Here is a 21,554-nt window from a genome sequence, read left to right as displayed (position 1 = left end):
GAAATTAAAGTCCACCGTTAAGATAAAGTTCAACCAAAAACTCACTATATCTTTTTCTGCCAAGATAGTTTAAATGTTCCCAATCAGATAATTCTTCATCGCCAAATTTTAAATTTGTAAGATCAACAATTTTGGCATTTTTGATGGCTGATATTATTTCATTTATACTATATTGAAGTCTCATTCCATCAAATATTGGTTCAAGTAAAATAATTACTTTCATGCCGTTTTTAACCAGTGGATCTATTATATAATTTTGCATGTATTTTAATGTGTTTAAATTCTTCAATAACCTTGCCATAATTCTCTCTCGGTATTGTATTTGCAAAAAGTATATTATCACCATTGCTACATTTTGCAACAATAATCTTTTTGTCTTTTGTAAAATTTGAATTTACTTCACTTGTGTTAATTAGCTCGCAATCACTATTTGCTTCAATATTAAAGAAATTTTCTACACTAAAATTATTTACATTGGTTGCAGTCTTTGGTGTGAATTTACCATAAGTCATAACTACTCTATTATAGATAGCTTCAGAGTATCTTAAAAACAAATGCAAGCTTGCTAAATAATCTGGCAGTGTTTTTAAAAACGTTATCTTATTTGTGCCAAAATTTGCCATTAGTTCATCAGTGGTATAAATTTTGACATCTCTCTCAATATAATCTTTAAAAAGATTGCTAACTCTTATACTAACAACAACCTCTTTTGCACCAACTTTTTTAATAGCATTTACAATAAAAGGATAGTCACCTATAAAATTTCCAGAAACGCCAAAATTATAAATACCAATATTATTTTCTTTAAAAATGTTTGTTGAAATATGATTAAACGTCCTACTGCTTCCAACAAAAACGATATCCTTTTGTTTTTCGCTATTTATCTTAAAGTGCTCTGCTTTTGAAATTTTATTATCAACAAAATTTGTCTTACTTGTTCCACTTTCTGCAAAAACATAAAGTACAACATCAAGCCCAACCATAGCAAATATTACCAAAAACAGGCATAGAAATATTTTTTTCTTAAAATCTAAAGTATAAAAATTCGCTCGCATTATTAAGCCTAATTGCTAAGATTGATATAAATAAAAAGAAAGATGTTGCAAAAATTTGCCAGATAGTAAATTTAAATTTCTTATCAAATGCTATTTGCATAGAGTTTTTAAAAAGCAAAACGACCAAAAAAGCTAAAACGATAAAAAGTATCTCAAGATAGTTAACGTCTATCTTAAACTCACCAAAAAACATTCCTCGGATCACTTTCATGGCATCTTCAAAGCTTTTTGCCCTAAAAAATATCCATGTGAAATTTACAAAGTTAAAGGTGATGATCCAAGCAATGATTTTATTTAATTTAAAATTTAACTTTTGCCAACATCTATGAATAACAATAGCAACACCATGTAAAGCAACCCAAACAACAAATGTCCAAGCAGCCCCATGCCAAAGACCGCCTATCAAAAATACCAAAAACAAATTTAGATAGGTACGGCTCTGCTCCCCCCTATTTCCTCCAAGTGGGATATATATGTAGTCTCTTAAAAAAACGTGATAGTGTAATGTGCCACCTATGCCAAAAATCCTGAATATTTAAAGCCTTATACGGGGAGTTAAAATTTATGGGAAGCCTTATGTTAAAAAGCAGCGCAAGACCTATCGCCATATCACAATAACCACTAAAATCAAAATAAAGTTGAAAGGTATATGAAAGTGACGTCGCCCATGCTTGCAGAAAAGTCAAATTTCCTTCCATATCAAATCCAGCATTTGCAAAAATCGAAAAAATATCAGCAACCACACTCTTTTTAAATAGCCCTATGCTAAAAACAAAAAGCCCAAGAGCTATAAATTTATAGTTTTTTATAAGATTAAATTTATTTGCAAACTGAGGCATCATTTCTTTGTGATGCACTATCGAACCAGCAATAAGCTGTGAAAAAAAATGTTATAAAAAGGTAGTAAAAAACTATTCTCTTTTGTCTGCTTGTTATAACTATCCACTAGATATGCTATTTGCTGAAATGTGACAAAACTAAGCGCAAGCGGTAAAGCAATATGAAGCAAATCCAAATTTGTGTTTACAATAGCGTTTAAATTTGATATTAAAAAATCAGCATATTTGAAATATCCAAGCAAAGCAATGTTGCAAACTATACCAAAAACTAAAATTGCTTTACTCTGATGTTTTGCAAGAAATTTTGAAACAAGGAAGTTAAAAACGATACCTCCTAACAAAATCGGCAGATAATAAACACTCCAATAAGCATAAAAAATAAACTAGCACTCACTAAAAAAGCTTTTGCAGGAGTGCTTAGTCTTTTTTTATTTAGAAAAAAATATACAAAAAATACAAGTGGTAAAAATACAAATATAAAGGCATATGAGTTAAAAAGCAATTTTATCCCTTATTTTTTCTCTACGCACTTACCAAGCTGACAAGCTCTTTTGTAAAGTGCGTCCGCCTTTGTTTCGTCCCCGCTTAGCTTTGCAAGCAAAAAGCACGACTGGGCATACTCAAGCTCACAGCTCTTTGCCAAAAGCCTTAGTACTCTAGCCTCAGCCTTAGTTCTATCTATCTTATGAGTCTTTAAATTTTCACTTTCGATGTAGGATTTTAGCCCCATAGCCTCATTATAGCAGCCAACACCATCGCCGCTATCACAAGCTAGTTTATAAAGCTTTAGAGCTTTTTCAATATCTTTTTGCTCATCAATAAGCCCTTGCTCATAAATTTGACCTAAATTTGAACAAGCCGTCGCAAGCCCAGCATTACAAGCTTTTTCGTAGTAGCCTTTTGCCTTTACAAAGTCTTTTTCATTACTAAAATTTACAGCTAGGTTGTTGCAGTCGATATTATTTCCACCCTCACAGTTTTGCATCATCTTCTCTTTTTCAAGCTCAATACGCTCTACCCTCGCCTCTTCATCACTTTGCCAAAAGCCAAAGCTTACCATCTTTTGCCACGACCAGCAACCACTAAGCATAAAGCCCATAGCCAAAATAAGACCAAAATTTAAGACCTTTTTCACTTACATTCCTAGCTTTGTGCCTAGTCTTTTCATCTGCGGGCATGCCTTGCTTAGCCCACGAAAGCAAGCGACTTTATAAATTCCATAAGCCCTTTTTTCATCTTTATTGACACCAAGACCAAGCTCATACATCGCTCCGATATTGGCACAACTTGGCAAATCGCCAGCATTGCATGCATTTGTATAAGCTTGCATTGCTAAGTAATAATCTCGCTTAACGATTTCACCCTTTCTATAAGCATTGCCTAAATGATAGCAAGCTTGCATGCCTCCGCCATTACAACTTTCTTTATAAATAGAAATTGCCTTTTTTGGATTTTTTTTAACTCCGAGTCCAAGCTCATAAAGAGTGCCCAAATTTGCACAACCGACTTGTACTTTAGCATCGCAAGCTTTTTTATAATTTGCCAAAGCATTTTCATATTCTTTTAAAAGCTCGTAATTTACACCCAAATCGTTGCAAGCTTCCGCATCGCCTTCTTCGCATTTTGGTATTAAAATTTCGATCGCATTTCTTGAAATTTGCTCTTTATTTTGCACTATTTTTTCATCCTTTGGTTGCTGCCACGAATCATCTTGTTTTTGTCCTACACCAATCACATTTAAGCAGCCAGTGAAAAATAAAGCCGATAAAAGCAATAAATATTTTTTCATTCTTTTCCTTTTAAAATTGTCCAAATAAGTCATTTAGTGCTTCACTGATGCTTGGATGAGTAAAAATTTGATTTTTAAAGAAATTTGCATTTGCTTTTAAATTCATCGCAATTGCGATTTCATTTATCAGCTCATTTGCATAGATGCAGTGAAAGCTAGCACCCAAAATTTCGCCGCTTTGCGCGTCAACGATAGCTTTTAACATGCCTACATCATGATTTAGTACTTTTGCGCCTGGTACTGTTGCCATACTAAGCTTTAGCTCTTTAAAATTTAGCCCAAGCTTGTTAGCTTCTTTTGCATTTACTCCGACTCTTGCTAGCGGAGTATCGGTAAATAGCACATTTGCGTGAATGCTTCTATTTTTAGTATTTCTCTTTTTATCACCAAAAATTTGTGAATAAACTATCCTAAAATCATCTAAGCTCGTATAAGTAAAAAGCTCTCCGCCGCGTACGTCGCCTACCGCATAGATGTTTGGCACATTTGTTTGAAGATTTTCATTTGTCTTTATAAAGCCTTTTTCATTTAGTTCAACTCCAGCAGCTTTTAAATTTAAATCATCTACATTTGCCACTCTGCCAAGCGCGATCAAAAATGCATCAGCCCTAAGGCATCTTTGCTCACCATTTTGCTTAAAATTTAATACATTTTCTTTAATGCACTCTATCTCGCAACCCTCTAAGATTTCAACGCCTTGGACTCTAAGAGCTTCTTTTACGCTATTAGCTATATCATCATCTTCGTTTTTAAGTAGTTTTGAACGCCCTACGATAGTCACTTTTGAGCCAAAATTTGCAAACATTGATGCAAACTCTATACCGATAAAACCACTACCGATAATGACAAAATGCTTTGGTAAATTTTTTAGATCAAGCAAAGTTTGGCTTGAAAATACATTTGAGTTTACAACCTCAAAAGGAGTATCTGCCTCTTTTGAACCGCTATTTATGATGATAAAGTCGCCCTCTATTATCTTTTTCTCGCCGCTTGGCGTTGTTACAAGTACACTATTTTCACTAGCAAATGAGCCAACACCATCGATCACATCGATATTTTCTTTATCATTTAGCATTGCGTAGTTTTTAGCATTCAAAGCTGAGATTAGTTTATTTTTATTTTCCACACTAAGCGTGTAATATTCGCTTTCAACGCTATTATTTACAAATTTTGCCTCTTTAGCGGCTGTTATTAGACGTTTGGTTGGTATGCAGCCAACATTTATGCAAGTGCCTCCATACATCTTTGGCGATCTCTCTACAAGAGCCACTTTTTTGCCAAGTGCGGCAGCTTTAACCGCTAGCGTTTTGCCAGCTTTTCCAAAACCAATAATTACAATATCATATTTCATTTTCAGTCCCTTATCTTTCCCATTATATAGTAAGTTGTTTCATTTATCTTTTTTAGCTCCATTTTATATTTATTAGCCCAGTTTTTTATAATCTCATCAACTCGCTCTTTTATTTCATTAACGGTAGCTACATTTTTTATCTTTAGTCTATCTTCACTTCCACTCATCGCCACAAAACAAAGGTGTGGGTTTAAATGATCATTTAGTTCAATTATGCTCTTTGGCAAAAGACCATCAGTATTGTTTAAAATTCTACACATTTGAGCAGTGGTCGTTTCATTGACGTTATAGCCAAGCTGGATTAAAAGTGCATTATGATCCATATCGTTCCTTTTGCTTAAAATTTGCGGGCATTATAAGATAAAATTGGATAAAATCGCCTAAATTTTCAAGGACAAATATGAAAAAATTTATCATTTTTGTATTTAGTATTTTGCTATTTTGGGGATGTTCGTTAGATCAAATTTCACAAAATTTAGGCCTTAGCGAGCCGCCACTTGATCCAGAGGTCGAGCAAATAGCAGACGCAATCTATCTATATAACGAGGGCAACTATCCAAAAGCTTGCAAGAGATTTTACGACTACGCAAAAGATGGAAATGTTCTAGCCATGCAGCAAACTGGCATTTGTTTTCGTGATGGCAAAGGCTTTAGCAAGGATATCTTAAGGGCACTTTTTTGGTTTGAGACAGCTGGCAGATATGGCAATATAGACGGACTAAGAAGCGCTGGATACATCTACGAGTACGGTCTTGGGGTCAATAAAAATTTAGAAAAAGCGATATATTTTTACGAAAAAGCTACAAGCCTTGGCTCAAGTGAGGCTAGTTATGATCTAGGGCTTATCTATCTAGGTAAAAATGACTATAAGAAAGCAAGAATTTATCTTGATGAGGCTTGCTTTAAAGGCAAAGAAGAAGCTTGCACAAAGCTAAAAGAGATGAAATTTTAGCTCTCATCTCTTTTTATAAATTTACTACGCGTCCGCCTTTTGAGCGATCAAGACGCCCTCTATCATCTTTTTGATATCCCCATCAAGTATCGCATCGGTTTGTGAATATGCCTCGCCACTGCGGTTGTCTTTTACTTGCTGATACGGGAAAAGTACGTATGATCTTATCTGATGACCCCAGCCGATCTCGCTCTTTTCGACGCTGTTGCTCGCTTCTTGTTGTTTCATTAGCTCAAGCTCGTAAAGACGAGATTTTAGCATTTTCATCGCTGTAGCTCTATTTTTGTGCTGGCTGCGGTCATTTTGGCACTGCACGACAATGCCAGTTGGTATATGCGTGATGCGAATGGCTGATTCAGTTTTATTTACGTGCTGACCGCCTGCACCGCTTGCTCTATAAGTGTCTATCTTTAGATCTTTTTCCTCGATCTCGATCTCTATATCATCATCTACTTCAGGGCTTACCATGACGCTAGAAAAGCTTGTATGACGGCGCCCTGCACTATCAAATGGACTTGTGCGAACGAGCCTGTGGATGCCATTTTCTGCTTTGAAATACCCATAAGCATTTTCACCTTTTACAATAAAGCTAACATCCTTTAGCCCAGCCTCATCGCCCTCTTGAAAGTCAAGAGTCTCGACCTTAAAGCCCTCGCGCTCGCAAAATCTAAGATACATCCTATAAAGCATGCTCGCCCAGTCATTACTCTCAGTGCCGCCAGCTCCAGGGTGGATCGATACGATCGCGTTTTTGCCGTCATCTTCGCCGCTTAAAAGCATAGAAATTTCAAGATTTACTATCTTTTCATCTAAATTTTTAGCGTCATCAAAAAGAGAATTTATAGTCTCTTCATCATTTTCAGAATTTGCTAGCTCAAAGAGCTCCTTTGCATCACTTACTGCTTGATTAGCGTCATTAAATTTTGCAAGCATATTTGAAATTTTTGTCTTTTCTTTATTTAGCGCCCCTGCTTTAGCGATATCTTGCCAAAAGCTAGGGTCTTGCTCTATAGCCTCGATCTCTTTTAGTCTAGCCTTGATCTCTTCAGGCTTTACGATAGAGCCTATATTTTCAACTTTTGTTTGTAGCTTCTTTAAAAGCTCGTTGTATTCGTAACTATCCAAGTTTTTCTCCAAAAATTTTTGCCGATTTTAGCCAAAAGTTGCTTACATTTTTAAATTTACGCCCTTTTAATCCTTTTTTGTTACAATGCCAAGTTAAAATTTAAAACAAAAAGAGTCAAAATGCAAATCATAAGAACTATAAAAGAACTTGAAAATTTCGTCTCTAGCACAAGCGCAAAGATCGGTTTTGTGCCAACCATGGGCGCACTTCATGACGGACATGTTAGCCTTATCAAAAAATGCGTGAGCGAAAATGAGATAAGTATCGTCTCAACGTTTGTAAATCCAACTCAATTTTTAGCAGGCGAAGATCTAGACAAATACCCAAGAAATGAGCAAAACGACATTAAAATTTGCGAGCAAAACGGCGTTAGCGCTATTTTTATTCCGGATGCTAATGAACTTTACTTTGAAGATGAGCCTCTAATCGTCGCTCCAAAGAAATTTTCAGCTATCTTGGAGGGCAAAACTAGGCCAGGCCACTTTGATGGCGTCTTAAGGGTGCTAAACAAGCTATTTCGCCTAACTCGTGCAAATAGCGTTTACATGGGCAAAAAAGATACACAACAATTAATCATCGTGCAAAACATGATAAAGACATTTTTTCTTAATACCAGCCTAGTGGCTTGCGATATCGTTAGAGAGCCAGACGGCTTAGCGCTTTCAAGTAGAAACGTCTATATCTGCGACGAAGATAAATGTAATGCTCTAAGGCTTTCAAGATCGCTAAATAAAGCACAAAATTTGATCCAAAACGGCGAGGAAGACGCAAGTGAGATCAAAACAAAGATGCTTGAAGTGCTAGAGCCATTAAAGGTTGATTATGTCGCAATTACGGATAGAAATTTAAATGAAATTTCCAAAATAGAAAAAAATAACACCATCATTTTAGTAGCAGCTTATGTTGGCAAAACTAGGCTAATAGATAATATCTGGATATAAAAATGCCAAAACTTCACTTAATTTCACTTGGCTGTAACAAAAATTTAGTTGATTCAGAAATAATGCTTGGCAGATTGCAAAACTACGATATCACGGATGATATCAGTGACGCTGACGTTATCATCGTAAATACCTGTGGCTTTATCAAATCTGCTAAAGAAGAGAGCATTCAAACCATACTTGAGATGCACGAAGCACGTAAAAATGGCTCTTTACTAGTAGTAACTGGCTGTCTTATGCAGCGTTACAAAGACGAACTCATGAAAGAGCTACCAGAGGTTGATCTCTTTACCGGTGTGGCTGACTATGACAAGATCGATGAGATCATTCTAAAAAAGCAAAATTTATTTAGCCCGCAAACTTATCTGCAAGCAAATGAAGAGCGTGTGATAACTGGCTCAAACTACCACGCCTACATCAAAATTTCAGAGGGCTGTAACCAAAAATGCAGTTTTTGTGCCATTCCAACTTTTAAAGGCAAACTAAAATCACGCTCACTTGAAAACATCGTAAATGAGGTCAAAAATTTAGTCAAAAAAGGCTACTACGACTTTAGCTTTTTATCTCAGGACTCAAGCTCATATATGCGTGATCAAGGCATTAGCGACGGGCTTATAAATTTAATAGACGAGATAGAAAAGATAAAGGGCGTAAGGAGTGCCAGGATACTTTATCTCTATCCAAGCACGACTAGTAAGGAGCTCATTTTGCGCATCATCGCCTCGCCTGTCTTTCACAACTACTTTGACATGCCGATTCAACACATCAGCGAAGATATGCTAAAGATAATGAAGCGTGGAAGTGGCGCTAAAAAGATCAAAGAGCTTTTAAATTTAATGAGAAATGCCGAGAATTCATTCTTACGAACTGGTGTCATCGTGGGTCATCCAGGAGAGAGCGAGGAGGATTTTGAGGAGCTTTGCGAATTTTTAGAAGAATTTAAATTTGATAGAATTTCAGCCTTTGCCTACTCGAAAGAAGAAGACACAGCATCTTTTGAAATGGAGCAAATCCCAGCCAAGATTATCTCAAAAAGACTAAATAATATAGAAAAAATCACTAAAAAATCGATAAATGAGAGCTTGCAAAAAGAGATAGGTAAGCAAATTTATGCTTCTCTTGAGGGCGAAAGTAGCGAGGGTGAGATGTTTTACGCAGCCAAAAAAGATATCTGGGACAAAGATATAGATGGCGAGATATTGATCAATGAAAGCGATGTCAAAGAGCTTGAGATAGGCTCGCTCTATCTTTGCGAAGTAAGCGATGTGGTCGATCAAAAACTAATCGCTAAAATCATCAAAAAAGCAAAATGATAAACCAAAATGTGCGAGAAAAGCTAAACTCAGGTGCAAACCTACTAGCCTTCTCGCACGGCATAGACAGCACTGCACTTTTTTACATTTTAGAAGATGCTGGGATCAAATTTGATCTAGCAATGGTTGATTACAATGTTCGAGAGCAAAGCAAAAACGAAATAAAAAGCGCAAAAGAACTCGCAGATAAATTTGGTAAAAAAATTTATACTAAAAGCGTTTTTTTAGATAACTCAAATTTTGAAAAAAATGCGCGCGAGGCAAGATATGAATTTTTTGGAGAAATTTGCCAAAAATTTGGCTACGAAAATTTAATCCTAGCGCATCAGTTTGACGATAAATTTGAGTGGTTTTTGATGCAGCTTAGTAAGGGTGCTGGACTAAAAGAGCTCTTTGGTATGAGCGAGCTTGAAAAGAGAAAGCATTTCTGGCTAGTTAGGCCGCTTTTAAATTTACGCAAAAAAGAGCTTCAAAGCTATCTTGACGAGAGAAATTTACGCTATTTTATCGATGAGACAAATTTAAAAGGCGAGTTAAAAAGAAGCTTCATGAGGCTAAATTTTAGTGAGCCATTTTTGGATAGATATTTTAGTGGCGTACAAAAGAGCTTTGAGTTTTTAGAAGCCGATAGACAAATTTTAATGCCAAATATCACAAAAATAAGTGATGAAATTTTTATCATAAAAAATGATAGCAACGTTGTGCGAGGTGTCGATATGGCGGCAAAAGAGCTAAACGTGCTTCTAAGCAAAGCTCAAAAAGATGAGCTAAGCACAAATTTAGCAAAGCAAACAAGCGTGGTGCTAAGCGGCAAGATCGCTGTCGGATATGCAGATACTTACCTTCTAGTAACTCCATTTTGTAAAACCATAATGCCAAAAATTTTTAAAGAGAAGGCTAGAATTTTAAAAATTCCAGCTATAAATAGAGGCTATCTTTTTGCTACAAATTTTGATTTATCAAAAATTAAATTCTAATAAATATTGAAAGATTTGGCTTTTGCCTGAAACGCTAAAAACAAAAGCCAAAATTAATTAAAATAAGCTATTTACGCTTTCATTGTGATATACACGGCGTATCACTTCGCCAAATAAAGAAGCTGCACTTAGCACTTTTATACAAGGTAGCTCCTCTGCTAAAGGTATAGTATCTGTTACCACTAGCTCATCTAAAAAGCCTAGTTTTAGCCTATCGTAAGCTGGTCCGCTAAGGACTGGATGCGTGCAAAATGCCATAACACTAGTTGCGCCACGCTCTTTAAAAATTTCAGCTGCCTTTACGATCGTGCCAGCGGTATCGATCATATCATCGACTAAAATCACATCTTTACCATTTACGTCACCGATTATATTCATTACTTCGCTCTCGTTTGCTTTTTCGCGGCGCTTATCTACGATAACCATGTCAAGATTTAGATTTTTAGCTAAGGCTCTAGCACGAGCGACACCGCCTACATCAGGACTTGCAACAATTGGGTTTGGTAAATTTTTAGCTCTTACGTAGTCATTAAAAATGATACTTCCATAAAGGTTATCTACCGGAATATCAAAAAATCCTTGAATTTGCCCTGCATGAAGATCCATAGTGACGACTCTATCGATACCTGCTGTTTGCATCATGTTTGCCACTAGTTTTGCAGTGATCGGCACTCTAGGAGCTGCTTTTCTATCTTGTCTAGCGTAGCCAAAATACGGCACAATCGCTGTTATAGAGCTTGCACTGCTACGTCTTAAAGCATCAGTTAAGATAAGTAGCTCCATTAAATTTGTATTTGTCGGTGCACATGTTGGCTGAATGACAAAAACATCTTTTCCGCGCACGCTCTCGCCGATTTGCACGCTGATCTCTCCATCGCTAAATCTTTTTATACTTGCCTCGCTAAGAGGAAGTGAAAGATATTGCGAAATTTTCTTTGAAAGCTCAATATTAGCCGTTCCTGAGAAAATCTTATAGCCTCTCATAATGATAACCTTTTTAGTGATTTTTATGTTGGGATTTTATCAAAACGAGCTTTAATTTAAATTTATTCTTTTTAGGACTATTTTCTAGCCCTAGTTTAATTCTTATCGCCACAATCAAAAATTTGAGCTCTTACTCTATAACCAAGTGCAGACGAGCTTCCATCTGGGCAGGTTTTAATACCTTCAAAAAGCCAGTAGCAAAGCGCCTCTTCTTTTATAATGTAAAGTACAACTCTTTTATGAAGTCCTACTATTTCAACTGCTTCATTTTTTAGATCATTTATCGCACCTTGTCTAAGTCCTTCAATAGTTGGGTTCATTCTACCATTTGCCTCATCGCTTCCTTCTGCCTCGCCTAAAACTTTGCAACTATAAGGTGTAGAATTTACCATAGCTATACCTTTTGAGTCTGGTGATAATGGCTTTGGTGTAAATTGTGGTGCCATACAACCAGAAAATAAAGCTAAGATAGTGCAAAAAACTATCAAATTTGAAATTTTCATTTAACTTCCTTAAATAAATTCTTGCATTATTCTATTTTAAATTTAAAGAAAACGCAAGGTAAATTAAACAAACATAAAAAATATAAGATAATTTAGAATATTTTTTTATTTATAAACATTATAGGACTACAATCACAACATGTTTAAAGCTTATAGAATTTATGATTTTATCAAAGATGATAGTTTGGATATGAAGGCGGCTTTTATTGATAGACTCTATCCAAGAGGTATAAGAAAAGAGATATTTTCAAATTTCCTTTGGTTAAAAGATATCACACCAAGCACTGCTTTAAGAGAGTGGTTTCATGAAGATAGAGAAGCCAGATTTGATGAGTTTTGTGAGAAATTTGAGCTCGAGCTTGATAATGAAAAAGCACAATCTTGCTTTAAAATGCTAAAAAAACTAGAAAAAGAGCATGGCGATATAGCACTCCTAACAGCTAGCAAAGATATAAATCTTTGCCATATCGTTGTGTTATTAAAAATTTTAAATAAGTAGTTTGCCCGCCTATTTTGCAAGAGTGCCAAGCACCTTTTCAAACTGTACACCATACCATGTGCGACTCTTATCTTTTAGCGTGATTTTAATGCTACTAAGTACAAAGTTTGCCGCCTTTTTTATAGCAGTTTCTATTGTTTCGCCATTTACTAGCGAGCCAAAAAGTACAGAAGCAAAAATATCTCCAGTTCCACTCGTGTGAAATGGCAAAAACTCGTGAAAATACTCCACTTTTTCTTTTGTCTTTGCGTCGTAAGCTATGATGCCGCATTCATTTTGCTTGTATCTAATGCCCTTTAGCACGATCTTTCTAGCTCCAAAGCTAGCTAAGCCTTCAAGCAACTCTAAAATATAATCTTGCGTATAGTCACTGCCAAAAAACGGCATCCCGCACATAAAGCTTGCCTCTGTTATATTTGGCGTGATGACGTGAGCCTTTGTGCAAAGTTCGCGCATTTTCATAACAAATTTTTCATCAAACCCATGATAGAGCTTGCCATTGTCACCCATGCAAGGATCTACAAGTATTAGTGGAGCAGAGTCATTAAACTCATTAAAAATTTTCTCTATCAGCTCAAGCTGGCTAAAGCTACCTAAAAATCCAGTATAAATTCCATCAAATGCGATATTTTCTTTGTGCCATACTTGTGTTACCGCGTCAAATTCATCAGTCAGATCACGAAATGTGAAATTTTTAAAGCCAGTATGAGTCGAAAGTAGCGCAGTAGGCAATATGCACGTCTCAATGCCTTGAGCGCTAATTATCGGAAGCGCGACAGTAAGGGAACATTTACCAACGCACGAGATATCTTGTATTGTAAGGATTCTTTTCATTTATGCTCTTAGTTTGTAAAATTTTACTCCGGCAACATCGGCTAGATAAACCACATCTTGTTGCAAGAGCTTGTTTAAAATTTGCTTTGAGTATTCTGAGAAATTCTCTTCAACATTTGCAATAGTTTGCGGACGACGCCTTAGCATTTCTAAAATTTCATCTTCACTAAAGTTATACTTTTGCTCTATTTTGTGAGCCTTAGCTATATTAACCGGTACGCCACTTATCTGCTTGGCTAGCTCCTCTAGTTTTTTGGCATCTACACTCTTTACATTATAAGCTGGTGGACGATCTATCGTGCCAATATCCACTCGGTGCGGAGCTATCTCATTTATCGCCACATTAAGTGCTTCAAACTCACTTTTTTTGTCGTTAAATCCAGCCACGACTAAAATTTCAAGCACAAGCTCGCCAGTAAATTCCTTGCGAAATTTAGCCATTGCTTTTATAAGTTCATTTACTTCTATACCACTTTTATTGCGGTCTATCTTTTTAAAAGTGCTTTGCACTGCGCTATCAAGGCTAAATTTCACTATATCAAGCCCTTGCAAGGCTTCACAAATTTTTTGATCTCTTACACCTGAGCCATTGCTTAGAATGAGTGTTTTTGCACTACCTTTTAGCTCATTTACTTTTGCTATCAGCTCTTTTAAGTACGGGTAAAGAGTTGGTTCGCCATTTGCTGTAAGTGTGATGACATCGATGTTTTGATGAGTTTTTAATGCTTCTTTTAAATCGTTTATGATCTCATCAACGCTTGGCGGATTTTCTATTGTTTCAACAGTCTTTGCGCCACTTAGCTCGCAATAAACACAGTCAAAATTACATGATTTTTGCTTTGGGCTTAGATCGATGCCAAGGCTCATGCCAAAACGGCGAGAATTTATCGGTCCAAAGACGATGCAAGGCTTGTTACCTTGCACTTTTTGTCTGCACCTGTTTTATAAAATATTTTGCATTCTCAACTGGTACATCAGGCAAAATTCCATGACCGAGGTTAAAAATATGCGGCACGCCTTTCATCGTGCTTAAAATTTTATCCACACCCTCATCTATCGCCTTTTTTCTATAAAGCCTTGTTGGCTCCATATTACCCTGAAGGATGTATCTTGGACTAAGTTTTGCTTTGGCTAGCTCAATCGGTGTACTCCAGTCGACACCAAAAACATCAAAGTTTCCTGAAATTTTATCTAGATAGCCGCTTATACCTTTTGGGAAAACGATGACTGGGATCTCTGGAAACTCAGCCTTGACGCTATCAACTATTTTGTTTATGTAGTTAAACCCAAACTCAAAATAAGCCTGCTCTTCAAGCGCAGCCGCCCAGCTGTCAAAAATTTGCACCGCATTTACGCCTGCTCTTATCTGCTCTTTGACGTAAAGGATGAGTGCTTGCGTCACTTTTTCTAAGATTTGATGTAAAAATTCTGGATTTTGATAGAGCATTTTTTTGCAAACTGCATAAGTTTTACTGCCACCACCCTCGATCATATATGTAGCTATCGTCCAAGGTGCGCCACAAAAGCCAATGAGCGCCTTATCTTTGGCTAAATTTTCTCTTGTGAGCTTTATCGTGTCATAGACGTATGCTAAATTTTTAGTCGATTTTTCGATACTAAGTGCGTCAAGTGCGGCTTTATCACGTAAAGGCTCACTAAAAACTGGACCCTCGCCCTTTTCAAAACGTAGATCCATGCCCATTTCAAGAGGCACAACGAGAATGTCGCTAAATAAAATCGCCGCATCAACGCCTAGAATTTCAACTGGTTGAAGCGTAACCTCGCTAGCCTTTTTGTAGTCTTTGCAAAGTGACAAAAAATCACCTGCTTGCGCGCGTACTCGCATATACTCTGGCAAATATCTACCGGCTTGGCGCATCATCCAAACAGGCGTATAAGGGGTAGGTTTTTTAAGACAAGCGTCTATAAAAATCATTAAATTTCCTTTAAATTTTTAAAGGGATATTACCTAAAAATAGCTAAAGAAAAGATGTAGGAGAAATTTTAAGCGTAAAAACGCTTAAAATTTTAGTGATCTCCCTTGTGGAGGAAATAAAGTCCAAGACAAAGCGCTAGGATAGAAGCCGCAAGATAGGCCATCTCAAGCGGAGTTGTGAAGTTTGCGTGAAGCACCCTTTGGAAGAAATTTACGATTAAGACCATGACGATCACTTTGCCAAGCTTATCTTTTAGCTCATCAAGAGAGTGAACCTCTAAGACTTTGCTCTGCTTTGACTGCTTTAACTGTGTGATCTCTGAGATGAAAAGCTCGTAAATTCCGAAGCTAAATATATAAAGAACAAGCGCCATCAAGTATAGATCGATCGCTCCAACTATCTCACCAACGACTTCTGAGTGGAAATTTTCAACGTGAAAATCTGCAGCAAAGAAATATTTATAAACCTCTAAAAGTACCTTGCCGACGTCATAGCTTGCAATGATAAAAAGTACGATCGCACCTAAAAGTCCAAAAACTACTGGAAAAAATGTAAAGCTGTTGCTAGCAAGCAAAATTTTTTCAAATATCTTACGCAATAAAAATCCTTTTTATTTACTCTTGCATCGCGATCCACTTTTGTGCGATCCTGACGGCATTTGTCGCAGCCCCTACGCGGATCTGATCGGCACTGCACCAAAGGTGAAGCACATTAGGTCTGTAATTATCAACTCTGATCCTACCGACATAAGTCTCATTTGTATCGCTTGAAATGATAGGCATTGGATACTCTTTATTTGCTGGATTATCGACTACAACGACGCTTGGAGCCTTGCTTAAAATTTCTCTTGCAGCATCTGCACTTACATCTTTGTCAAAGTGGATAGTAATCGCCTCAGAGTGACTTCTAAGCACTGGCACACGCACACAGGTAGCGCTAACTTCTATATCTTTGTGAAGAATTTTTTGCGTCTCATTGACCATTTTCATCTCTTCTTTTGTGTAGTCGTTATCCAAAAAAACATCGATGTGAGGGATCACATTTAGCGCTAGGCGGTGTGCAAATACCTTTGGCTCGCACTCATCAAGTTTAAACTCAAAGAATTTTTGCATCTGAACGACAAGCTCTTCCATACCCTCTTTGCCAGCACCGCTTGCTGCTTGGTAAGTAGAGACATCAACTCTGTTGATACTAAAAGCGTCGTTTAGTGGTTTTAAAATTTGCACCATTTGGATGGTTGAGCAGTTTGGATTTGCGATGATACCGCGATTTTTCCACATAGCTATATCACTTGGATTACACTCTGGCACAACAAGAGGAATGTCTTTATCCATCCTAAAATGGCTGGTGTTATCGATAACTACTGCGCCACTATCAGCTGCAAATTTGGCAAATTTCTCTGAGACTGAACCGCCCGCACTAAAAAAAGCAATATCAATCTCGTGCTCGCTAAAAACCTTTTCGGTTAGCTCTTTTACCTTGTAATATTTGCCATTAAATTCGATCTCGCTACCAGCACTTTTTGCACTAGCAAGCGGTAAAAGCTCTCCAACTGGAAAATCAACCTCTTCCATAACTCTAAAAAGCTCTTCGCCGACCGCTCCAGTAGCACCAACGACTGCTACGTTAAATTTTCTCATCTGCTCTCCTTATCTTTTTTAATTTTCGTAATTTTACTTAAATTTATGGCTATTTTTTGCTTCTGGCTTGTAAAAATAGATCATTTGGCAAAATTTCATCACCCTCGCTTAGTATCACTGCTCTTTGCACGACTGAAATGAGCTCTCTTATGTTGCCTGGATAGTCATAGCTCAAAAGCTCCTCTTTTGCCGCTTTTGAGAAATTTTTAGCCTCAAAGCCATACTCTTTGCAACATTTTTCTAAAGTATCCTGCGCGATAGGTAAAATTTCATCTTTTCGCTCACGAAGTGGCGGGATGAAAAGCGGGATCGTATTTAGGCGGTAGAAAAGATCCTCTCTAAACCTGCCCTCTTTCATCGCAAGCTCTAAATTTGCGTTTGTAGCGCAGATGATGCGAACATCTATCTTTTCGCTCTTTGTAGCGCCAAGTCTTGTTATCTCGCGCTCCTGCAAGGCACGAAGCAGCTTTGGTTGTAAATTTATAGGCATCTCGCCGATCTCATCTAAAAATAGCGTTCCACCATTTGCTAGCTCAAACTGTCCTTTTTTTGTAGTCGCAGCGTCAGTAAATGCGCCCTTTTCAAAGCCAAAAAGCTCACTTTCTATCAAATTTTCAGGGATCGCTGCCATATTTAAAGCAACAAATACAGCATCTTTTCTAGGTGAGTTTGCATGGATAAATTTAGCAAAGACCTCCTTGCCAACACCGCTTTCGCCACTAAGCATTATTGAAGCGTCAGTTCTTGCAGCTTTTAGTGCGATATTTAGCGTAGCTTCAAGCGCCTTTGAAGTGGCTAAAAAGCCGTTATTTTCGCTTTTAGTTTCAATTTTTTTTATGCTTTTTGGGATTTTTTGTTTTAGCGCCTCTACTCTTTTTATCGCTTCATATAGCGTTGAGACGTCAAATGGCTTTGTTAAAAAGTCTTTCACGCCAAGTCTAACGCTCTCGATCGCCTTATTAAGTGTGGCGTTTCCAGTCATTATGATGACGTCAAATTTGCCGTTTAACTCTTTAATGAACTCAAGTCCGTCCATCTTTGGCATGTTTATATCGGTGATGATTAGATCAGTATCGTCGCTTAGCTTTTTTAGAGCTTCAACTGCGCTCTTGTAACTCTTGATGTTTAGCTCTTCATACTCGCCAAGTGCGATCTCAAGCGACTTTCGCATATTGATGTCATCTTCTACTATGACGATATTCATTTGATCTCTTTTTTATTGAAGTGTGCCGATGATAGCGGATTTTGGCTTAAATTCCACCATAAATCTAACTGGCAAAATTTTCAAATTTGAAGCATTTGTGACCTGTGCATTTTTAACATTAAGCTCATTTTTTATTATCACTTTTTTTAAGGCAAAGCAGTCGAAAATCTCATCTTTGTGTAAATTTAAAAAGCCAAGAGTTGTGGTATTTTCATCTTTAAAAGCATATATCTGGCAAAGAAATTTTGGTTTTGGATTTGATGTTAAAGTCATCGCCTTTGAAAATGAAATTTCTTCAAAGGCAACTATTTGATTTTTCGTATCTACCTTTGCCCAGAAGATAAACTCCTCTAGGCAAAAGGCGAAATTTAAAAGTATCGTTAGTAAGAAAAGACTTCTCGCCACTTATCTTCGTCTATCTTAAGCTCCATATTTACCTTATAAAGCCCGTCTTTGAAATTTTCATTCACGATCCTTGCATTTTTGACAAGACCTTGAACCTTTGAAGTGATAGATGAATCATTTAGCATCGCGTCTCTTACGGTATCTTCAGCGTTAATCTTTACGCCATAAAGCTTACCAGCAAGCTGCGAATAAGCATCAGCCATAGCTGCTCTTTTTGCAAGAGTGACTGACTGAGCATAAGAGAGCGAATTTAGCGGAGCTATGCCCTCGCCTGTGGCTCTAAAAGTGGTCTCTTTTGGAGCGCTATCATATATCATCTTCTCTTTTCTCATCACCTCTCTAAGATCGTCTTTATCGACCTTTTGGATGACTACGTTGCGGTTTGATGTACTAGTTGGCTCGCCCATAAAGCCGTTAAATGAGCAACCGCTAAAAATAGCGACCATCAAAGCAAAAGATAAATTTTTAACCTTCATAAACAACCTTTTTTATGCTTTTATTTAAAATTTAATAGCAAAATTTATTCCAAAAGCCCCATATCTTCGCTTGGTGCTTCGTCCTCATCCTCGCCATCATCTGCCTTAGGGCATCTTGCGATACTTACAACATCATCACCATCAACATTTACGACGATCACGCCGCTTGTATTGCGTCCTGCTTTGCGGATGCTTTGCATATCTACTCTTATCATCTTGCCGCTTGATGTTAGAGCCATAAGATCTTGCTCTTCATCAACCATCACAACACCCACTAGATCGCCTGTTCTGCTTGTTAGCTTCATGCAGATGACACCTTTGCCACCGCGGTTTGTCAAGCGGTACTCATCAGCGGTTGTGCGCTTGCCGATACCTTTTTGAGATATGCTTAAAATTTCTTGGTCATTGCTTTCGATGACTGCTGCGCCTACGACTTCATCGCCTGGCTCTTTAAATTTAATGCCAGTTACGCCACGTGCAGTTCTTCCCATTTGGCGAACCTTGCTGATTTTAAATTTAAGACACATACCCTTTTTAGTAACGACAAATAGCATTGTCTCATCGCCTGAGTTTGCATCCTCTTCAGCATTTACATTATCTTCATCGATCTCATTTTGAAGCTCTTCAACTTCAAGCACCTCAGTCTCTACGCTTAGCTCATTTTCTGGGTCAGTGACTGGCATATCATCATATGTTTGAGCGATGAGCGCAGTTACAAGCTCGTCGTTCTCATCAAGGCTTATAGCTCTTACACCAACTGAGCGGATGTTTTTAAACTCACTTAAATTTGTGCGTTTTACGATGCCGTTTTTAGTGAAGAATGCTAGAGACTTGCTCTCGTCAAAGTCAGTCGTTGGGATGATCGCTTTGATCTTCTCATCAGGCTGCAACTGAATCAAATTTACAACTGCTTTGCCCTTTGCTGTGCGGCTTCCCTCTGGGATCTTATAGACTTTTAGCCAGTATAGCTGTCCGCGGTCAGTCACAAACATAAGCGTGTCGTGGGTATTTGAAGTAAAGAAACTCTCTATAAAGTCATCATCGTATGTCGTGACCGCTACTTTGCCCTTGCCACCACGTTTTTGCTTCTCGTACTGCTTGCTTGGCACACGCTTGATGTAGCCTCGGTGAGTTATTGTTACGACCATATTTTCATTTGGTATGAGGTCTTCGATATCGATATCATCGTAGTCATCGACGATCTCAGTCACTCTTGGTACTTTAAATTTATTTTTGATCTCAAGAAGCTCTTCTTTGATCAAATTTTCAAGCAATGTCTCGCTCTTTAAAATTTCATCAAGTCTTGCGATCTCAGCCATAAGCTCGGCTAGCTCGGCCTCTAGTTTTTCTCTCTCTAGGCCTGTAAGCTTGCTTAGACGCATATCAAGGATAGCGTTTGCTTGAAGCTCTGAGAGGTTAAATTTACTCATCAAGCCCTCTCTAGCAACCGCCGTATCAGCACTATTTCTAATAAGCTCGATCACCTCGTCGATGTTATCAAGTGCGATCTTTAGACCCTCTAAGATGTGGGCTCTTGCGCGCGCTTTTTCAAGCTCAAATATCGTCCTTCTAATGATAACGGTTTTTCTGTGATTTAAAAATAGCTTAAGTAGCTCGATAAGGTTAAACACCTTTGGCTCTTTGTTATTAATAGCAAGCATAATAACGCCAAAAGTGCTCTCCATCGTGGTTGATTTAAAGAGATTATTTAGCACGATGTCGCTCATAGCGTCGCGTTTTAGCTCGATGACTACGCGGATGCCGTCCTTGTCAGACTCGTCTCTAACCTCGCTGATGCCATCTATCTGCTTATCTTTTACAAGCTCGGCGATCTGCTCGATGAGCCTAGCTTTGTTTGTCTGATAAGGTAGCTCGTCGATTACTATGACGTCTTTGTTTGGCTTTTTTTCTATGTGAGTTTTAGCTCTTAGTTTGACCCTGCCACGACCTGTGCGGTAGGCCTCTATGATGCCCTTTTTACCAAAGATGATACCGCCAGTTGGGAAGTCTGGACCTTTTATAAATTCCATCACCTCTTCAAGTGTTGCTTCTTTGTTTTCAAGAAGAAGCAAAAGACCGTCTATTAGCTCATCAAGGCTGTGTGGCGGGATATTTGTCGCCATACCAACAGCGATACCACTTGAGCCGTTTAATAATAAATTTGGCACACGGCTAGGCAAAACATCTGGCTCGACCTCTCTATCATCGTAGTTTGGTATAAAATCAACCGTATCTTTATCGATATCTTTTAAAAGCTCTTCAGTAAGCATAGTCATTCTAGCTTCGGTATAACGCATCGCAGCTGCGCTGTCGCCATCAATCGAGCCAAAGTTTCCTTGTCCATCAACGACTGGATAACGCATAGAAAATTTCTGAGCCATACGAACAAGTGCGTCATAAACCGCTGTGTCGCCGTGTGGGTGGTACTTACCGATGACTTCACCGACGATACGAGCTGACTTCATATAAGCACTTCTGCTGCCAACGCCGAGGTTATCCATAGCGTATAAAATTCTTCTATGAACTGGCTTTAGTCCGTCTCTAGCGTCAGGCAAAGCACGTCCGACGATGACGCTCATAGAGTAGTCAAGATAGCTATTTTTTATAGAATCTTCGATATCAACTGAAGCGATATCTTGAGTTAATTCAAGTAGATTGTCTTTCATTTTTTTCCTTAAATTTAGCTTGGCTGATTTTAGCTTAAAATTAATAAAAACTTGCTAAATAGC

General features: G+C 37.7%; 23 protein-coding genes and 1 pseudogene. 5 read left to right on the top strand and 19 right to left on the bottom strand.

Annotation, left to right across the window (positions count from 1 at the left end):
- Positions 1-4: 4 nt before the first annotated feature.
- The 7 genes and pseudogenes from G6W45_RS03110 to G6W45_RS03080 form a co-directional block, all read right to left on the bottom strand.
- Positions 5-223 (bottom strand): hypothetical protein, encoded by a 219-nt coding sequence (locus tag G6W45_RS03110; RefSeq protein ID WP_141089822.1) that lies wholly within the window; start codon positions 221-223, stop codon positions 5-7.
- Between the two features lie 7 nt (positions 224-230).
- Positions 231-1,055, bottom strand: a complete 825-nt coding sequence (locus tag G6W45_RS03105; RefSeq protein WP_194167479.1) for a hypothetical protein — start codon at positions 1,053-1,055, stop codon at positions 231-233.
- Positions 1,024-2,396 (bottom strand): annotated as a pseudogene (locus tag G6W45_RS10060) (MBOAT family O-acyltransferase). The gene G6W45_RS03105 and the pseudogene G6W45_RS10060 overlap by 32 nt, the downstream one beginning before the upstream one ends.
- 9 nt (positions 2,397-2,405) lie before the next feature.
- Complete coding sequence (locus G6W45_RS03095; RefSeq protein WP_194167478.1) at positions 2,406-3,029, bottom strand: SEL1-like repeat protein; 624 nt, start codon at positions 3,027-3,029, stop codon at positions 2,406-2,408.
- Complete coding sequence (locus G6W45_RS03090; RefSeq protein WP_103603893.1) at positions 3,030-3,683, bottom strand: tetratricopeptide repeat protein; 654 nt, start codon at positions 3,681-3,683, stop codon at positions 3,030-3,032. It lies immediately after the preceding gene.
- Positions 3,684-3,693: 10 nt separating this feature from the next.
- On the bottom strand, positions 3,694-5,034 hold the full coding sequence (locus G6W45_RS03085) for a dihydrolipoyl dehydrogenase family protein (RefSeq protein WP_194167477.1): 1,341 nt from the start codon (positions 5,032-5,034) through the stop codon (positions 3,694-3,696).
- Positions 5,035-5,036: 2 nt separating this feature from the next.
- Positions 5,037-5,357, bottom strand: a complete 321-nt coding sequence (locus tag G6W45_RS03080; RefSeq protein ID WP_194167476.1) for a type II secretion system protein — start codon at positions 5,355-5,357, stop codon at positions 5,037-5,039.
- 77 nt (positions 5,358-5,434) lie between these two features.
- Between G6W45_RS03080 and G6W45_RS03075 the strand changes: the two genes are divergently transcribed.
- Positions 5,435-5,986: a tetratricopeptide repeat protein gene (locus G6W45_RS03075; protein ID WP_194167475.1), complete on the top strand. Its 552-nt coding sequence runs from the start codon at positions 5,435-5,437 to the stop codon at positions 5,984-5,986.
- A gap of 24 nt (positions 5,987-6,010) precedes the next feature.
- Here G6W45_RS03075 and prfB read toward each other — a convergent pair whose 3' ends face one another.
- Positions 6,011-7,111 carry a peptide chain release factor 2 gene (gene prfB, locus G6W45_RS03070; protein WP_194167474.1) on the bottom strand — a complete coding sequence of 367 codons (1,101 nt, stop codon included), beginning with the start codon at positions 7,109-7,111 and terminating at the stop codon, positions 6,011-6,013.
- Between the two features lie 120 nt (positions 7,112-7,231).
- On the opposite strand from prfB, the gene panC reads away from it, so the two are divergent.
- The 3 genes from panC to tilS are packed head-to-tail and all read left to right on the top strand — an operon-like array spanning position 7,232 to position 10,343.
- Positions 7,232-8,053, top strand: a complete 822-nt coding sequence (gene panC, locus G6W45_RS03065; protein ID WP_194167473.1) for a pantoate--beta-alanine ligase — start codon at positions 7,232-7,234, stop codon at positions 8,051-8,053.
- Between the two features lie 2 nt (positions 8,054-8,055).
- The gene (gene rimO, locus G6W45_RS03060) at positions 8,056-9,366 is read left to right on the top strand and encodes a 30S ribosomal protein S12 methylthiotransferase RimO (RefSeq protein ID WP_194167472.1); all 1,311 of its coding nucleotides are present in this window, start codon (positions 8,056-8,058) and stop codon (positions 9,364-9,366) included.
- Positions 9,363-10,343 (top strand): tRNA lysidine(34) synthetase TilS, encoded by a 981-nt coding sequence (gene tilS, locus G6W45_RS03055; RefSeq protein ID WP_194167471.1) that lies wholly within the window; start codon positions 9,363-9,365, stop codon positions 10,341-10,343. The genes rimO and tilS overlap by 4 nt, the downstream gene beginning before the upstream one ends.
- 57 nt (positions 10,344-10,400) lie before the next feature.
- Here tilS and G6W45_RS03050 read toward each other — a convergent pair whose 3' ends face one another.
- Positions 10,401-11,327 carry a ribose-phosphate pyrophosphokinase gene (locus G6W45_RS03050; protein WP_021090753.1) on the bottom strand — a complete coding sequence of 309 codons (927 nt, stop codon included), beginning with the start codon at positions 11,325-11,327 and terminating at the stop codon, positions 10,401-10,403.
- A gap of 95 nt (positions 11,328-11,422) precedes the next feature.
- A complete protein-coding gene (locus G6W45_RS03045; RefSeq protein WP_087578739.1) occupies positions 11,423-11,830 on the bottom strand; it encodes a DUF4156 domain-containing protein in 408 nt (135 codons plus the stop codon).
- A 139-nt stretch (positions 11,831-11,969) separates the two neighbouring features.
- On the opposite strand from G6W45_RS03045, the gene G6W45_RS03040 reads away from it, so the two are divergent.
- The gene (locus G6W45_RS03040) at positions 11,970-12,329 is read left to right on the top strand and encodes a DUF488 domain-containing protein (RefSeq protein ID WP_194167470.1); all 360 of its coding nucleotides are present in this window, start codon (positions 11,970-11,972) and stop codon (positions 12,327-12,329) included.
- A gap of 9 nt (positions 12,330-12,338) precedes the next feature.
- Here the strand turns inward: G6W45_RS03040 and G6W45_RS03035 are convergent, their stop codons facing one another.
- The 9 genes from G6W45_RS03035 to gyrA form a co-directional block, all read right to left on the bottom strand.
- Positions 12,339-13,163, bottom strand: a complete 825-nt coding sequence (locus G6W45_RS03035; RefSeq protein ID WP_194167469.1) for a pyridoxamine kinase — start codon at positions 13,161-13,163, stop codon at positions 12,339-12,341.
- Positions 13,164-14,030: a radical SAM protein gene (locus G6W45_RS03030; RefSeq protein WP_194167648.1), complete on the bottom strand. Its 867-nt coding sequence runs from the start codon at positions 14,028-14,030 to the stop codon at positions 13,164-13,166.
- Between the two features lie 46 nt (positions 14,031-14,076).
- Positions 14,077-15,099, bottom strand: coding sequence for a uroporphyrinogen decarboxylase (gene hemE / locus G6W45_RS03025; protein ID WP_194167468.1), 1,023 nt, complete (start codon positions 15,097-15,099; stop codon positions 14,077-14,079).
- A gap of 92 nt (positions 15,100-15,191) precedes the next feature.
- Entirely contained in the window at positions 15,192-15,698 is a 507-nt protein-coding gene (locus tag G6W45_RS03020; RefSeq protein ID WP_194167467.1) for a YqhA family protein, read from the bottom strand.
- 16 nt (positions 15,699-15,714) lie between these two features.
- Positions 15,715-16,740, bottom strand: a complete 1,026-nt coding sequence (locus G6W45_RS03015) for an aspartate-semialdehyde dehydrogenase (RefSeq protein ID WP_021090917.1) — start codon at positions 16,738-16,740, stop codon at positions 15,715-15,717.
- A gap of 49 nt (positions 16,741-16,789) precedes the next feature.
- Positions 16,790-17,944, bottom strand: a complete 1,155-nt coding sequence (locus tag G6W45_RS03010; protein ID WP_194167466.1) for a sigma-54-dependent transcriptional regulator — start codon at positions 17,942-17,944, stop codon at positions 16,790-16,792.
- A 12-nt stretch (positions 17,945-17,956) separates the two neighbouring features.
- Positions 17,957-18,349 carry a hypothetical protein gene (locus G6W45_RS03005; RefSeq protein WP_194167465.1) on the bottom strand — a complete coding sequence of 131 codons (393 nt, stop codon included), beginning with the start codon at positions 18,347-18,349 and terminating at the stop codon, positions 17,957-17,959.
- Positions 18,325-18,825: an LPP20 family lipoprotein gene (locus G6W45_RS03000; RefSeq protein WP_087576955.1), complete on the bottom strand. Its 501-nt coding sequence runs from the start codon at positions 18,823-18,825 to the stop codon at positions 18,325-18,327. The genes G6W45_RS03005 and G6W45_RS03000 overlap by 25 nt, the downstream gene beginning before the upstream one ends.
- A gap of 44 nt (positions 18,826-18,869) precedes the next feature.
- Positions 18,870-21,491, bottom strand: a complete 2,622-nt coding sequence (gene gyrA, locus G6W45_RS02995; protein ID WP_194167464.1) for a DNA gyrase subunit A — start codon at positions 21,489-21,491, stop codon at positions 18,870-18,872.
- Positions 21,492-21,554 lie beyond the last annotated feature (63 nt).

The sequence above is a fragment of the Campylobacter concisus genome (assembly GCF_015229955.1).
In the GTDB taxonomy this organism is placed as follows: Bacteria; Campylobacterota; Campylobacteria; order Campylobacterales; family Campylobacteraceae; genus Campylobacter_A; species Campylobacter_A concisus_AT.
Note: the sequence above shows the minus strand (reverse complement) of the source record. Positions and strands in the feature narration are given on the sequence as shown.